Genomic DNA, 15,483 nt, shown 5'->3' on the forward strand with positions numbered 1-15,483 from the left:
CCGCGGATTATAACGATGGTTTACCCGCTGTGCCATCCGAAAAATCTCCAATGCTCATACGAAGAAACGTCGTGGCAAAAAGCGCCGGTGGTAACGGCAGGCTGACGATGTAGCCCTGCATCTGTTCGCAGCCTTCGGCGGCCAGGAAGGCTTGCTGTGCGGGGTTCTCCACGCCTTCGGCGATGATGGTGAATTGCATGCTGTGGCCCAGGGCGATGATGGCGCGCACGATGGCGGCGTCGTGGGGATCGTCGGGTAAGCCGCGGACGAAAGATTGGTCGATCTTGAGGAAGTCCAGTGGCAGGCGCTTGAGGTAGCTGAGGGATGAGTAGCCGGTGCCGAAATCATCAATCGCCAGTTGTACGCCCAAGTGTTTGAGTTGGTGCAGGACCTCCAGCGCTTCTTCGGCCTGGCTCATGATGAAGTTTTCGGTGATCTCCAGCTGCAGGCGGCCTGGGTCAAGGCCGTAGTCGCGCAGCAGCTGTTCGATGCGGCCCAGCAAGCCGGGGTGACGCAGTTGCGCGCCGGCGAGGTTGACCGAGAGTGGGCCGAAATCATCGAATGTGCCTTGCCAGGCGTGCAGTTGTCGGCAGGCCTGTTCCAGTACCCAATCGCCAATCTGCAGGATTGTGCCGTTTTCTTCGGCCAAGGCGATGAAGTGCTCGGGGGGGACATCGCCGAAGGTGGGATGGTGCCAGCGGATCAGGGCTTCGGCGCCGATCAATTGCTGGGTGGCCAGGCTCAGTTTTGGCTGGTAGTACAGGCTCAATTCGTCGCGCTCTATGGCGCGGCGCAGTTCATGTTCCAGGGCCACGCGCTCGTTGGCTTGGGCCGTGAGGTCGCGGGTGTAGCTTTCGACCCGGTTGCGGCCCTTGGCCTTGGAACGGTACATCGCGGCGTCGGCATTTTTGACCAGGGTGGCGACGTCGGTGCCGTCCTCGGGGTATAGGCTGGTGCCGATACTGGCGCTGATAAAGAACTCGTGCTCACCCGCCTGGAAGGGTGGAGTGAAGCAGGCCAGCAGTTTATTGGCCAGGTGCTGGGCGTCGCTGGCGTGCTGGAGGCCGGGGAGCAGGATGATGAATTCATCCCCGCCCAGGCGAGCGACGGTATCGATGTCGCGCAATTGTTCCTTGAGGCGCACGGCAATGTCTTTGAGCAGCAGGTCGCCTATCGGGTGGCCGAGGCTGTCGTTGATGTGTTTGAAACGGTCCAGGTCGAGAAACAGGACCGCGCCCTGCTTGCCGGTTTCCTGATGCCCGTTGAGGGCGGCCTGCAGTCGGCTTTCGAACAGCGTACGGTTGGGCAGGCCGGTCAATGGATCGTGGTGCGCCTGGTAGTCGAGGCGGGCCTGGGCCAGCTTGAGGCTGGAGATGTCGGCAAATACCGCAACGAAGTGCGTGATCAACTGTTCGCGGTTGCGTACCGCACTGATCGTCAGCCAGCTGGGGTACAGCTCGCCGTTTTTGCGTCGGTTGGAAATCTCGCCCTGCCAGTGACCCTGTGCGGTCAACTGGTGCCACATGGCGGCGTAGAAGGCGCTGTCATGCAGGCCAGAGGCGAGCAGGCGCGGGGTCTGGCCGAGGGCTTCGGCCTCGCTGTAGCCGGTAATCTCGCTGAAGGCACGGTTGACGGCGCTGATGTTCTGTCGGGTGTCGGTGATCAATACGCCTTCGGCCGTGCTCTCGAACACGGTGGCGGCCTGTTGCAGTTTTTCCTGCATCAGCTGGCGTTCGGTGATGTCCCTCGCAATCGTCAGCATGCAGTCGTCATCGCCGATGGGCAGTGGGCGGCTGGACAGCTCGCACAGGCGAATCTGCCCATCGTTGCGGCGTATATGGCAGATGAAGTCCCGCACAAAGCCATCGCGCGCCATCAGTTCCAGCATGTGTTTGCGCTCGTTGAGGTCGACCCAGATGCCCAGGTCCAAGGTTGATTGGTCCAAGGAGGCCGCGCTGTTGAAACCGGTGATGCGACTGAAACCGTCGTTTACTTCAAGCAGCAGGCCATCGCGCTGTCGGCTCAACAGCAAACCGTCGGGAGAGGCATGGAAGGCCTTGGCGAATTTCTCTTCGGAGGTTTGCAGTTGTTGCTGGGTTTCCTTGAGCTGGGTGATGTCGCGCACCACCACCACGATGGCCTCAGTGGTGTCGAGTTGAAACGGTTCGGCGGAGATAAGGCCGGTAAAGGCCTGGCCGTTGTTGCGCAGAAAGGGCATTTCCAAGTTGCGGATGCTGGTGGTCTGCACCCGTTTCAACAGGTCCGGGCCGATGCCTGGAATCCCCCAAATGTTCAGCGCGGTGGCCGTTTTGCCGATCACATCTTCGGCCTTCAGGCCCACTTGATCCTCGAACGCTTTGTTGACCTCCAGCAGGCAGCCATCGGAGAGTCGCGCGATCACCAGAATGTCCGGGCACTGTTGGAATACCGAGGCAAACTTCTGTTCGGAAAGCTGCAGCGCCTCTTCGGTGCGTTTGGCTTCGCTGATGTCGATCATCAAGCCGCGCAGCACAGGCTCATGGCCGTGCTCGATCAGGCTGACTATGTCACGCACCCACAAGCAACGGCCGTCGGCGGTGATCACCCGGTAATCAATGCTGTGGTCGCGGTTAGCACGGGTTTCGCGGTAGCAGTAGGCTTCGGCGCGGAGCAGGTCGGCGGGGTGGATGATGTTGCGCCAGAACCCTGGGATCAGCCAGTGGGCGCGCGGATAGCCGAGCAGTTCCTCGGCGTGCGGCGACACGTAGCTGTAGGTGAAATCGGTGACGCTGGCTTCCCAGGCAATGGCGGACAGGCTCTCCACCAGGCCGCGGTAGTGGTATTCGCTGCTGCGCAGTTCCTGTTCGAGGGCCACGCGGCGGGAAATTTCCGAACTGAGTCGGCGATTGATCCGAATCACAATGGCTAATACGGTAATCAAGAGCAGAACCGCGGGTAGGCCATACAGCAGCAGATCGGTCCAGAACGTACGGTTATCGGTGAACTTGCCCACCCAGTGTTGCTGGATGGTGTTGGTTTCTTCCGGGCTGAGGTCGGCGAGGACTTTGTCGAGGATGCCGACCAGCATCTTGTCGTCGCGCGGTACACCCATCGCCAATTGATAGCGGTAGGGGGTTTCGCCGCTGACATACAACCCGTCCAGCTTGAGTTCGCGCAGGCTCCAGACACTGGACGCCAGGTCGCTGACCACGGCGTCCACTTCGCCGGTAGCCAGGGCCTGCAGGGTTGAGCTGACGTTGGGCATGGCCACCAGATTAAGGTCGGGGTGGTGAGTGCGCAGTAATTCGTGGGGGGCGTAGTTTTCCACCACTGCGATCTTCAGCCCGTACAGGTCCTTGAGATTGCGCGGTCGTACGCCGCCTTCGTGGGCAAGGATGACCATCGGGAAGTCGATATAGGGGCGTGTGAACGCCAAATAATTCTGCCGTTCGGGCGTCGACATAACGCTGGGGACAAGGTCGAGCTGATTGGCTCGGGCCAGTTCCAGGACGGCACTCCAGTTCGGCGTTTCGATCACCTTGATCCTGACGCCCAAACGATCCTGGATCAGGCGCACGTAATCGGCCGCCAAGCCTTGGTAGCGGCCGTCTTCGTCACGGTATTCAAAAGGTGGCCATGACGCGTCCACCCCGAGGCTCAGCTCCTGATGGTCCGCCAGCCAGCCACGCTCATCATCGGTAAGAGTCAACGCGCCAGCCGTTGCGGTCCAGGTCAGCAGCGACAGCAGTAGCACAGTCGACAGTCTGGGCATAACGGTCTCGTTATGGCACGGGGAATGTTTCGAGTGTAGACGGGCATTGCGGGGGAGGGGTGTCGCTTGGGATTTTATCTGTAGAAAGCAAAACCCCCGGCCTGGGCCGGGGGTTCTGGTATCACTCGTCGAGGAAGGAGCGCAGATGCTCGCTTCGCGTCGGGTGGCGCAACTTGCGCAACGCCTTGGCTTCGATCTGACGGATCCGCTCACGGGTCACGTCAAACTGCTTACCGACTTCCTCAAGGGTGTGGTCGGTATTCATGTCGATGCCGAAACGCATGCGCAGTACCTTGGCTTCACGGGCAGTGAGGCCGGACAGTACGTCGCGAGTCGCTTCTTTAAGGCTCTCAACGGTGGCGACATCGATTGGCGACTGCATGGTCGAGTCTTCGATGAAGTCACCCAGGTGGGAGTCTTCGTCATCACCAATCGGGGTTTCCATGGAGATCGGCTCTTTAGCGATCTTCAATACCTTACGGATCTTATCCTCTGGCATTTCCATGCGTTCGCCCAGCTCTTCCGGGGTCGGTTCGCGACCCATTTCCTGCAACATCTGCCGGGAAATACGGTTGAGCTTGTTGATCGTCTCGATCATGTGCACCGGAATACGGATGGTGCGGGCCTGGTCGGCGATCGAGCGAGTGATCGCCTGACGAATCCACCAGGTGGCATATGTCGAGAACTTGTACCCGCGACGGTATTCGAACTTGTCCACAGCCTTCATCAAGCCGATGTTGCCTTCCTGGATCAGATCGAGGAATTGCAGGCCACGGTTGGTGTACTTCTTGGCGATGGAGATCACCAGACGCAAGTTCGCTTCGACCATCTCTTTCTTCGCGCGGCGGGCCTTGGCCTCACCGATCGACATGCGACGGTTGATGTCCTTGATCTCGGCAATCGTCAGACCGGTTTCGGTCTCGAGCGCGGTCAGCTTCTGCTGGCAGCGAATGATGTCCGGCTGCAGGCGACCAATGGCTTCGGCGTATTTCGCCTTGCCCTTGGCCAGTGCGTCGGTCCAGCTTTCGTCTACTTCGTTGCCAGGGAATTGGCGCAGGAAGTCGGTACGCGGCATGCGCGCATCACGGACACAGAGCTGCATGATCGCACGCTCTTGTGCACGCAAACGCTCCAGGGCACTGCGAACACGCTCAACCAGGCCTTCGAATTGCTTCGGTACCAGCTTGATTGGCATGAACAGCTCAGCCAGCGCCAGCAGCTCGGCAATTGCCTGCTTATTGGAGCGACCGTGCTTTTTCAGGGCCTTGCGGGTGATTTCCATTTGATCGGAAACCGCACCGAAACGCTGTGCAGCGATGACCGGGTCTGGACCGCTTTCGACTTCATCTTCATCGTCGCCGCTGGCTTCAGCGTCGTCGTCTTCGGTGTCGTCGTCGGCTTTCGCAGCCTTGGCATCCACAGGCGGCGGCACTTCGGCGGCAGGCGGCGCAATGCCGTCGTCCGGGTCGATGTAGCCACTCAGCACGTCGGACAGGCGCCCACCTTCGGTGGTGACGCGGGTGTACTCGGAGAGAATGTGGTCAACCGTGCCGGGGAAGTGCGCGATTGCGCCCATCACTTCACGGATACCCTCTTCGATACGCTTGGCGATTTCAATTTCGCCTTCGCGTGTCAGCAGCTCGACGGTACCCATTTCACGCATATACATGCGCACAGGGTCGGTGGTACGACCGATATCGGTCTCCACAGCAGCCAGCGCGGCAGCAGCTTCTTCAGCGGCAGCCTCGTCGGTATCGGCGTCCGCCAGCATAAGGGAATCCTTATCTGGCGCAGCTTCGAATACGTTGATCCCCATGTCGTTAATCATGCGGATGATGTCTTCCACCTGCTCTGGATCTGAAATATCCTCAGGCAGGTGGTCGTTGACCTCCGCGTAAGTCAGGTAACCCTGCTCACGACCGAGAACGATCAACTCTTTGATACGAGACTGCTGTTGCGCTTTTCCGGACATAACACCCTATCCACTGAAGGTCTTGGCGGGCAAAAAACAAGCCGAGGATTATACCCGAGCTATGACCTCACACGCCAGCTGAGGTCGGGTTTGATGCGGAAACATTCTGTTTTAAGAGGTCGCGCATCTGTTTTGCTATCTGAATTTTCTCTTCAGCCGATAAATCCGGCTGCCTGGCTCGCTTTATGAGCTCATCGAGGGTCTGCGTGTGCTGACCCGCGGATAACCTAGTAATGGTGTCTAAAAACTGTTGTTCAAGGTTATCGCCGTCAATTAGCCACTCCTTTTCTGCGAGTGCTTTCAACAATCGGCCTTGTTCGGTGCCATGCCAGCGAGCCATCAACTGAATTGAGTTTAGCTTAGGATTTTTCTGGACCGCCTCGATCAAGGCGATCAGGACCTGGGCGTACGTATTGCTCGCGTTGGCAAAGTGATCGGCGCTTTCAACCTTTTCCGCCAACTGCGGGTGATGGATGAGTGTGCGCAGGGCAATCAGCGTCGGCGCTTCTACGGCAACCGGGGTGCGTGGGGCATAGGCTTCATCGTTGTCACCGCGCTTGCCGTTCTTGCTCCAAGGTTTCTTGTCCCATTTCTTGCCGCCGGCGCCGGGCTTTTTCGGTGTCCACGCTTGCTGGGGCGTGTAGGCCTCCTGCGGTTGGTGGAAGTCGGAGTAGTCCGGCATGGCGTCATAATCCATGCCTGGGTCGTAGGCGGGTGGGGCGTCCTGCGGCGCACTGTGCACCAGCTGGCTGACGGCCTCGCCACTCAACCCGGTGATTTCCAGCAAGCGCTGGCGCATCAGCGTACGCAGGTTGGCACCCGGTACTTTGTCGATCAGCGGTGCGGCGAGCGTGGCCATGTGGGCCTTGCCTTCGAGGGAGCGCGGGTCGGCTTCTTCGGTCAGTTGCTGGAAGAAATAGTCCGCCAGCGGCTGTGCGTGTTGATTGATGCGCGCGCGGAACGCATCGGTGCCTTCGGAGCGCACCAGGGTATCCGGGTCTTCGCCTTCGGGCAGGAACAGAAAGCGTGCGCGACGCCCGTCCTGCAAGCTCGACAGCGTTGCTTCAAGTGCACGCCAGGCGGCGTTGCGGCCCGCCTGGTCGCCGTCGAAACAGAACAGCACGCTGGGCACTACGCGAAACAGACGCTTCAAATGTTCTTCGCTGGTGGCCGTGCCGAGGGTGGCCACGGCATTGCGCAGGCCCTGTTGGGCGAGCGCGATCACGTCCATATAGCCTTCAACCACAATGATCTCATCGAGGTTGCGGTTGTTTTTGCGTGCTTCGAACAGGCCGTAGAGTTCCTGGCCTTTGTGGAACACCGGGGTTTCCGGGGAGTTCAGGTACTTGGGCTTGTCGTCCCCCAGGACACGGCCACCAAAGGCGATGATGCGGCCTCGGCTGTCGCGGATCGGGAACATCACGCGATCGCGGAAGCGGTCATAGCGTTTGCCCGTCTCGGCGTTTTCCACCAGCAGGCCTGCGTCGATCATGGCCTTTTGCTGGAGGGTGTCGCTGCTCAGGTGTTTGTACAGGTTGTCCCACCCGGGAGGGGCGAAACCGAGGCCGAAGTCGCGGGCGATTTCACCGGTGAGGCCGCGCCCCTTGAGATAGTCGACGGCGGCCTTGCGCTGCGGATGGCTTTTAAGCGCCTGACGGTAAAAGTCGGCAGCGGCGGTCAGCAGCGGGTACAGCGGCGAATCGGTGGGTTGTCGCGGTTTGTGTGGGCGACCACTTTCTTCGCGGGGGATCTCCATGCCGGCGGCTTTGGCCAAGTCCTCGATAGCCTGGGGGAAGTCCAGGTTGTCGTGGTCCATGAGAAAGCCGAGGGCATTACCGCCCGCGCCGCAACCGAAGCAGTAGTAGAACTGTTTGTCGGGGCTGACGCTGAACGACGGGGTCTTTTCTTTGTGGAACGGGCAGCAGGCGGTGTAGTTCTTGCCGGCTTTTTTCAGTTGCACGCGCGAGCTGACAACATCGACGATGTCGGTGCGGTTCAGGAGGTCGTCAATAAAGCTCTGGGGAATCAGCCCGGCCATGGCGTTCTCGTCGTCACTGCGTGTAAATGAGGGCCCGTGAAGAGCTCAAGCGCACAGGTTGAGTGGCTCGACCATTATCGTCTGCTTGGGCTGCATGGAAGTGTATCTGCCGAACATTCACTGACGTTAATTTCTATTCAGTCTTTGGCATGGAAATGTTACCCGGGCATCCGGTATTGGCCAACGGCGGGCCTCGGAGCTCGATGGGTGCAGTCGACCGATTTGATCGCCTGTTTACAGAATGAGTGTGCTCGTCAGTAGCCTTGTTAGGCTCGTCAGAAGAGACGTGCACCGCTGGCAAAAGAGCCAGTCCTGACGTGTGAAGCGGTTGTCTCGGTCGCATGTGCGGCGTCGACAGTGAAGCATCAAGCGATATCCGCAAATGCCAATAGCCCGGCTGAGGGCCGGGCTTGGCAGAAGCTTGCTACGAACGTCTGTGTATTAGTACAGACGAACGGCGCGGCGCTGTTCGCGCTGAACTTTCTTGGCGTGACGCTTAACAGCGGCTGCTGCTTTACGCTTACGCTCAGAAGTAGGCTTCTCGTAAAATTCGCGGCTACGAACTTCAGCCAGTACACCGGCTTTTTCGCAGGAGCGCTTGAAACGACGCAGAGCTACGTCGAAGGGTTCGTTCTCTTTAACTTTGACGGCTGGCATCCAGAGCTACCTTCTTTCATTACCGGGATCAACGTTCTCGTCGCAAAAAATTCGCGGCTGAGGTCGTCGGTTTTTAAGGGTTGCGGATGTTAACCCCTCATTGCCCGGAATGCAAAGCCTCTGATCGAAAACCGCTAGTCGGGAGGGGGAGTGGCGACTATTATGCGCGCCTTCGAATTCAGCCTCTACAAGGCGCAAACCCATGCTAGTACTGGGACTTGAAACCTCCTGCGACGAAACCGGTGTCGCACTTTACGACAGTGAACGCGGGCTCTTGGCCGATGCGCTCTTCAGTCAGATCGACCTGCACCGCGCCTATGGCGGCGTGGTGCCGGAGCTGGCCAGCCGTGATCACGTCAAACGCATGCTGCCCCTGATTCGTCAGGTGCTGGATGAAGCCGGCTGCGTGCCGACCGAGATCGACGCCATTGCCTACACCGCGGGCCCCGGATTGGTCGGAGCCCTGCTGGTTGGGGCCTCTTGCGCCCAGGCGCTGGCGTTCGCCTGGGGCATTCCGGCACTCGGCGTGCACCATATGGAAGGCCATTTATTGGCGCCCATGCTGGAAAAAACACCGCCGCAGTTCCCGTTCGTCGCTTTGTTGGTTTCGGGCGGCCATACGCAGTTGGTTCAGGTGGATGGCATCGGCCAATACACCCTTTTGGGTGAGTCGCTGGATGACGCCGCCGGCGAAGCTTTCGACAAGACCGCGAAGATGATGGGCCTCAATTATCCCGGTGGTCCGGAAATCGCCCGCCTCGCCGAAAAAGGTGTTGCCGGCCGCTACACCTTCCCGCGTCCGATGTGTGATCGACCAGGCCTGATGTTCAGCTTCAGCGGTCTGAAAACCTCCGCGCTGAACACCTGGCAGCAAAGCGTCAGCGCTGGGGACGACAGCGAGCAAGCCCGTTGCGACATCGCCCTGGCGTTCCAGCAGGCCGTGGTGGAGACTTTGACCATCAAGTGCAAGCGTGCCTTGAAACAGGCGGGCATGAAGCGCCTGGTGATCGCAGGCGGCGTCAGCGCCAACAAGGCCTTGCGCACCTCGCTGGAAAAAATGCTCGGCGACATGAAAGGCGATGTGTTCTACGCACGACCGGAGTTCTGCACCGACAATGGCGCGATGATCGCCTATGCCGGTTGCCAGCGCCTGCAGGCCGGGCAGCATGAAAGCCTGGCGATCAGCGTGCAGGCGCGCTGGCCGATGGAGCAGTTGTCGCCGTTGTAACGCCATAACGTGAGCCGGGCTCAGCGAACGTATTTAAAAATGCCGTTCGCGCCCGGCAAACAGGTCGCGTAAATTGCCTCGGTGGCGCCAGACGATCAGCAGTGTCAGCACGCTCATCGGCACCAGTGCCGCCGGTTCTTGCCAGGCCAATAGCGGCAGGGTGAGCGGGGTGGCGATCAGCGCGGCAAGTGAGCTGGTGCGGGTCAGGTAGAACGCCAGCAGCCAGGCGAGCACGGCCAGCAACGCCGCTGGTGGGTAGATCCCCAGTAACATGCCGGCTGCCGTGGCGACGCCTTTGCCACCGCGAAAGCGGAAGTACAGTGGAAACAGATGGCCCAGGACGGCACATACACCGATCCAGGCCTGTTGTTGCAGGGTAAGGCCGGCAAGGCTGGCGATCAGCACGGGCAACAAGCCCTTGCACATGTCGCCCAGCAGGGTCAGTACGGCGAGCTTCTTACCGGCCAGGCGCAACATATTGGTGGCGCCGGCATTGCCTGAGCCACTCATTCGCGGGTCGGGATTTCCCGTCAGGCGGCTGAGCAAAATGGCGAAGGACAGCGAGCCGAGCAGGTAGGCGAGAATCGCCAGTAACCAAAACATGCTAACTATTCCGGGCGAGGACGCCCTGATTCTAACGGGGCATCGCGCCCTTGTCGTGCAGCGGAGAAGAGTGCTTGGACAGAGTGTTTATCGAAGGCCTGGAAGTCGACACCGTCATCGGGGCCTACGACTGGGAGCGCGGAATCCGCCAATGCCTGCGCCTGGACCTGAGCTTCGCCTGGGATAACCGCCCGGCCGCTGCCGGTGACGACCTGACCCTGGCACTGGATTACGCCAGTGTATCCGCGCGTATCCAGGCGTTTGCCGAGCAGTCCCAGTACCAATTGGTGGAGACCTTCGCTGAACGCCTGGCCGAGGTGCTCATGAGTGAATTCCAGATTCCCTGGTTGCACCTCAAGTTGACCAAGCCGGGGGCCGTGCCGGCTGCCAAGGGCGTGGGTGTGGAGATCGAGCGCGGATGTCGCTAACTCAGGTTTACCTTGGCCTAGGCAGTAATATCGAGCGCGAGTCCCATCTACGCGCCGGCCTTGATGCGTTGGCGGTTTTTTTGACCGATATGCGCTGCTCGGCGGTGTTCGAAAGCCAGCCGGTGGGCATCAAGAGCGGGCCTTTCTTCAACTTGGTGGTGTCGGCCTATACCGACCTGCCGTTGATGGAGCTGGATCGCCGGTTGAAATTCATTGAGGCCGATAATGGTCGCTATGCGCCGGACCGTAAGGGCTTGCCGCTGGATATCGACGTGCTGCTGTATGGCGAGCTGGTGGGTAATTTCGAGGGCCTGGTCCTGCCCCGTGCAGAGATCCTGAAGAACGCCTTTGTGCTGTGGCCGCTGTCGTTGATGGCGCCCGATCGCGTGCACCCTGAGGTGGGCAAGACCCTGGCCGAACTGTGGCGCGATGCGCAGATTGACCAGGTGTTGGCCCCTGTCGGGTTTGAATGGCGGGGCCAGCAACTCACGTCAGGCGCGCTCTTGTAGGCGCCGAGCTTCCTGTGGCGAGGGAGCTTGCTCCCGCTGGGCTGCGAAGCGGCCCCAATAAGCACACCACAGTCTCACTGCCAAGACTCAACAGCCGGGTTTAGGGCTGCTGCGCAGCCCAACGGGAGCAAGCTCCCTCGCCACGGGTGGGCAGCGTCTAGAGAGTGGGCTGTTCTTTGTAGGCCTTCAACGCCTTAAGCCTTTCGCGCTTCAACGCCTCACCCAGTTCCGGGCCTTTGAAGCCCTTCTCCAGCAAGGGCGCTACGGCCACTTCGCGGGCTGCCTTCGCAGCCCCACGCAAATAATCCGCCTGTGGATAAATGCGTTGCTCCAGGCCCTTGCGGCCCCGGGCGTCCATCTCGCAGGCGATCACAAACTCTTCAAAGCGCTGCGGCCGACGGTACACGTCAAAACTCTGCAGCAACTCCAGCAATGTCGAGGCTTTCAGCTCAAGCGCCCGATGGCCGTGAGTGTGGTATTGGCCCACCAGCAACGCCAGTTCCTGACAATCCCTTGGCACTTTGAAGCGTTCATTGACGGCCTTGATCAGCTTCAAGCCCCGATGTTCATGGGCAATATGCTGCGGCAACTTATCCACAGGCGTCGTGCCCTTGCCCAGGTCGTGGAGCAGGCAAGCCCAGCGCACAGTCAGTGGCTGTTTGTGCAAGGCTGCCTGTTCCAACACGCTCAAGGTGTGCACGCCGGTGTCGATTTCCGGGTGATGGGCTTCGGGCTGCGGTACGCCGAACAGTGCATCGACCTCAGGCATCAAGGTTTTCAACGCAGCGCAGTCGCGCAGTACCTGGATAAATACCTGTGGCTGGTCTTCCATCAATGCCCGAGAGATTTCTTTCCAACTGCGCTCCGGTGTCAGGGCTTCCAGTTCACCGGACTCGCTGAGTTGACGCATCAGTTCCAGTGTTTCGGGCGCGACGGTAAAACCCAGGTGCGCGTAACGCGCAGCAAAGCGCGCGACTCGCAATACACGTAGAGGATCTTCGGCGAATGCCGGGGAAACATGGCGCAAAATGCGCGCTTCAAGGTCGCGCAGGCCGTGATAGGGGTCAGTCAAGTTGCCGTCATCGTCTTCCGCCATCGCGTTGATGGTCAGGTCGCGACGGATCAGGTCTTCTTCCAGCGTAACCTCTGGGCTGGCATGAAACACAAAGCCGCCGTAACCCCGACCGCTCTTGCGTTCGGTGCGGGCCAGCGCGTATTCATCGCCATTTTTGGGGTCCAGGAATACCGGGAAGTCTGCACCCACAGGTTTGAAGCCTTTGGCCAGCATCTCTTCTGTGGTTGCACCCACGACGACGCGGTCGATGTCGGTGACCTTGATGCCCAGCAAGCGGTCGCGTACGGCCCCGCCGACTTTGTAGATTTTCATGAAAAAGCCTCCATTAGCGTCACAGGATACCGCCTGTGCCTGGCCAATGGAGGCTTTGCTGTTTCAGAGATGAACGACGGCGAGGTCCAGGCGCCCGTAGTCGTTGTCGTTATGATCGCTGCGCGGTGGCACGTGATGGGTTTTCATCACCTGATCGCCTTGCAGGGTTTCCAGGTGGATGTCGAACCCCCACAGCCGATGCAGGTGCTTGAGCACTTCTTCGGTGGATTCGCCGAGAGGTTTGCGGTCGTGTTGCTGATGGCGCAGGGTCAACGAGCGGTCGCCACGCACATCGATGCTGTAGATCTGCACATTAGGCTCGCGATTGCCCAGGTTGTACTGCGCCGCCAAGGTTTCGCGGATGGTGCGGTAGCCGGGTTCATCATGGATGGCCGGTACAAGCAGGTCATCCTTGAGGTCGTCATCGAGGATGCTGAACAGCTTCAGGTCACGAATCACTTGGGGTGACAGGTACTGCAGGATAAAACTCTCATCCTTGAAGCTGCTCATGGCGAACTTGATGGTAGACAGCCAGTCGCTGCCGGCGATTTCGGGGAACCAGCGGCGGTCCTCCTCGGTTGGGTGTTCGCACATGCGTCGGATATCGCGGTACATGGCGAAGCCCAGCGCGTAAGGGTTGATGCCGTTGTAGTAAGGGCTGTCGAAGCCTGGCTGGAACACCACGCTGGTATGGGAGGTGAGAAACTCCATCATGAAACCGTCAGTGACCAGGCCTTCGTCGTACAGGTCGTTCATCAAGGTGTAGTGCCAGAACGTCGCCCATCCTTCGTTCATCACCTGGGTCTGACGCTGTGGATAAAAGTACTGGGCGATCTTGCGCACAATGCGCACGATTTCGCGCTGCCACGGTTCCAGCAACGGTGCGTGCTTTTCCAGGAAATAGAGGATGTTTTCCTGAGGTTCGGAGGGGAAGCGCGCATTGTCCTTGTCGCTGTTCTTGCCGGCGCGTTTGGGAATGGTGCGCCACAAGTCGTTGATCTGTTTCTGCAGGTGCTCTTCGCGCTCTTTCTGGCGCAGACGTTCTTCCTCGGCGGAAATCGGGTAGGGGCGTTTGTAACGGTCGACTCCGTAGTTCATCAGGGCATGGCAGGAGTCGAGCAGGTCTTCCACCGCATCGATGCCGTGGCGCTCCTCGCATTGCATGATGTACTGCTTGGCAAACACCAGGTAATCGATGATCGAACTGGCATCGGTCCATGTGCGGAACAGGTAATTACCCTTGAAGAAGCTGTTGTGCCCGTAGCATGCGTGAGCCACCACCAGCGCTTGCATGCAGATGGTGTTCTCTTCCATCAGGTAGGCGATGCAGGGGTCGGAGTTGATCACGATCTCGTAGGCCAAACCCATCTGGCCACGACTGTAGGACTTTTCGGTGCTGAGGAAGTGTTTGCCGTAGGACCAATGGTGATAACCCAGGGGCATGCCGACGGAGGCATAGGCATCCATCATCTGTTCGGCGGTGATCACTTCGATCTGGTTGGGGTAGGTGTCCAGGGCATAACCCGCCGCAATGCGGCTGATTTCCCGGTCATAGGCCTGGATCAGTTCAAAGGTCCACTCAGACCCCGTGGAAATGGGTTGGCGCTTTTGCTCTTTTTTGGCGGTCATGTCACTAACCTGCGCTGGAAGAGTTCACGGAAGACCGGGTAGATATCGCCGGCCGAGACCAGTTGCTGCTGGGCGAAGGTGTCGGCAAAGGCTTCGCCGATGCGTTCATATTCGAACCACAGGGCCTGGTGCTCACGGGGGGTGATTTCAACGTAAGTGTAGTACTGCACGAACGGCATGATCTGGTTGATCAGGATGTCGCGGCAGATAGGCGAGTCGTCGTTCCAGTTGTCGCCGTCCGAGGCTTGGGCGGCGTAGATATTCCACTCGTTGGCTGGGTAGCGCTCGGCCATGATCTCCTGCATCAACTTCAACGCGCTGGAGACGATGGTGCCGCCGGTTTCTCGCGAGTAGAAGAACTCTTCTTCGTCTACTTCCCGGGCGCTGGTGTGGTGGCGAATGAACACCACATCGATCTTGTCGTAGTTCCGCTTGAGAAACAGGTACAGCAGGATAAAGAAGCGCTTGGCGATGTCCTTGGTGGCCTGGGTCATGGAGCCGGAAACGTCCATCAGGCAGAACATCACCGCCTTGGAACTGGGATTGGGTTGTTTGACCAGCAGGTTGTATTTCAAGTCAAAGGTGTCGAGAAATGGCACACGATGAATGCGTGCGCTGAGTTTCTCTATTTCCGCCTCTATTTCCTGAATATCGCCGAAGTTGTCCGGCTCTTCACGTTTCAAACGCGCCAACTCTTCCTTGGCATCCCTCAGTTTGGCGCGGCTGCTGCCCGACAGGGCGATACGCCGGGCATGGGCCGAGCGCAGGGTGCGGATGATGTTGATGCGTGACGGGTTGCCCTCGTTACTGATCCCGGCGCGGACGGTCTTGAAGGTGTCGGTGCCGGTCAGGTTGCGCTTGACCAGGTTGGGCAACTCCAGGTCCTCGAACATGAACTCGAGGAATTCTTCCTGGGTGATCTGGAACACGAACTCATCCATGCCTTCGCCGGAATTACCCGCCTTGCCGGGGCCCTTGCCGCCGCCACCGCCTTGGGGGCGCTGGATATGTTCGCCGGTGGTGAATTCCTTGTTGCCGGGGTGCACGACGGTCTGTTTACCGCCCCGGCCGTGGTGCAGCACCGGTTCGTCGATGTCCCGTCCAGGAATGCTGATTTGTTCGCCATGCTCCATATCGGTGATAGAGCGGCGGCTGACGGCCTCTTCAACGGCCTTTTTGATGTGGTCACGGTAACGCCGCAGGAAACGCTGGCGGTTTACCGTGCTCTTGTTCTTGCCATTGAGGCGTCGGTCGATCACATAGCTCATGGGGAGCCCTCCG

The 15,483-nt window shown here is 59.4% G+C and carries 11 protein-coding genes; 3 read left to right on the forward strand and 8 right to left on the reverse strand.

Features of this window, described 5'->3' with window-relative positions; genetic code table 11:
* Positions 1-7: 7 nt before the first annotated feature.
* The 4 genes from AC3ZU9_RS10725 to rpsU form a co-directional block, all read right to left on the reverse strand.
* Positions 8-3,751: an EAL domain-containing protein gene (locus tag AC3ZU9_RS10725; protein ID WP_015886189.1), complete on the reverse strand. Its 3,744-nt coding sequence runs from the start codon at positions 3,749-3,751 to the stop codon at positions 8-10.
* 121 nt (positions 3,752-3,872) lie between these two features.
* Positions 3,873-5,723: an RNA polymerase sigma factor RpoD gene (gene rpoD / locus AC3ZU9_RS10730; protein ID WP_015886188.1), complete on the reverse strand. Its 1,851-nt coding sequence runs from the start codon at positions 5,721-5,723 to the stop codon at positions 3,873-3,875.
* Between the two features lie 67 nt (positions 5,724-5,790).
* Positions 5,791-7,761: a DNA primase gene (dnaG, locus tag AC3ZU9_RS10735; RefSeq protein ID WP_064054228.1), complete on the reverse strand. Its 1,971-nt coding sequence runs from the start codon at positions 7,759-7,761 to the stop codon at positions 5,791-5,793.
* 441 nt (positions 7,762-8,202) lie between these two features.
* Entirely contained in the window at positions 8,203-8,418 is a 216-nt protein-coding gene (gene rpsU / locus AC3ZU9_RS10740; protein ID WP_002551877.1) for a 30S ribosomal protein S21, read from the reverse strand.
* 202 nt (positions 8,419-8,620) lie between these two features.
* On the opposite strand from rpsU, the gene tsaD reads away from it, so the two are divergent.
* The gene (gene tsaD / locus AC3ZU9_RS10745; RefSeq protein WP_015886185.1) at positions 8,621-9,646 is read left to right on the forward strand and encodes a tRNA (adenosine(37)-N6)-threonylcarbamoyltransferase complex transferase subunit TsaD; all 1,026 of its coding nucleotides are present in this window, start codon (positions 8,621-8,623) and stop codon (positions 9,644-9,646) included.
* A gap of 33 nt (positions 9,647-9,679) precedes the next feature.
* Here tsaD and plsY read toward each other — a convergent pair whose 3' ends face one another.
* Positions 9,680-10,249: a glycerol-3-phosphate 1-O-acyltransferase PlsY gene (plsY, locus tag AC3ZU9_RS10750; protein WP_015886184.1), complete on the reverse strand. Its 570-nt coding sequence runs from the start codon at positions 10,247-10,249 to the stop codon at positions 9,680-9,682.
* Positions 10,250-10,323: 74 nt separating this feature from the next.
* Between plsY and folB the strand changes: the two genes are divergently transcribed.
* The gene (gene folB / locus AC3ZU9_RS10755) at positions 10,324-10,677 is read left to right on the forward strand and encodes a dihydroneopterin aldolase (RefSeq protein ID WP_015886183.1); all 354 of its coding nucleotides are present in this window, start codon (positions 10,324-10,326) and stop codon (positions 10,675-10,677) included.
* The gene (gene folK, locus AC3ZU9_RS10760) at positions 10,668-11,186 is read left to right on the forward strand and encodes a 2-amino-4-hydroxy-6-hydroxymethyldihydropteridine diphosphokinase (protein WP_490090685.1); all 519 of its coding nucleotides are present in this window, start codon (positions 10,668-10,670) and stop codon (positions 11,184-11,186) included. The genes folB and folK overlap by 10 nt, the downstream gene beginning before the upstream one ends.
* 157 nt (positions 11,187-11,343) lie before the next feature.
* On the opposite strand, the gene AC3ZU9_RS10765 is transcribed toward folK, so the two are convergent.
* From AC3ZU9_RS10765 to AC3ZU9_RS10775, 3 genes are all read right to left on the reverse strand, one after another.
* The gene (locus AC3ZU9_RS10765; protein ID WP_122811818.1) at positions 11,344-12,573 is read right to left on the reverse strand and encodes a multifunctional CCA addition/repair protein; all 1,230 of its coding nucleotides are present in this window, start codon (positions 12,571-12,573) and stop codon (positions 11,344-11,346) included.
* A 63-nt stretch (positions 12,574-12,636) separates the two neighbouring features.
* Positions 12,637-14,202: a SpoVR family protein gene (locus tag AC3ZU9_RS10770; protein ID WP_015886180.1), complete on the reverse strand. Its 1,566-nt coding sequence runs from the start codon at positions 14,200-14,202 to the stop codon at positions 12,637-12,639.
* Complete coding sequence (locus AC3ZU9_RS10775) at positions 14,199-15,470, reverse strand: YeaH/YhbH family protein (protein ID WP_015886179.1); 1,272 nt, start codon at positions 15,468-15,470, stop codon at positions 14,199-14,201. Before AC3ZU9_RS10775 ends, AC3ZU9_RS10770 begins: the two co-directional genes overlap by 4 nt.
* Positions 15,471-15,483 lie beyond the last annotated feature (13 nt).

It is taken from the genome of Pseudomonas sp. A39 (genome assembly GCF_058145955.1).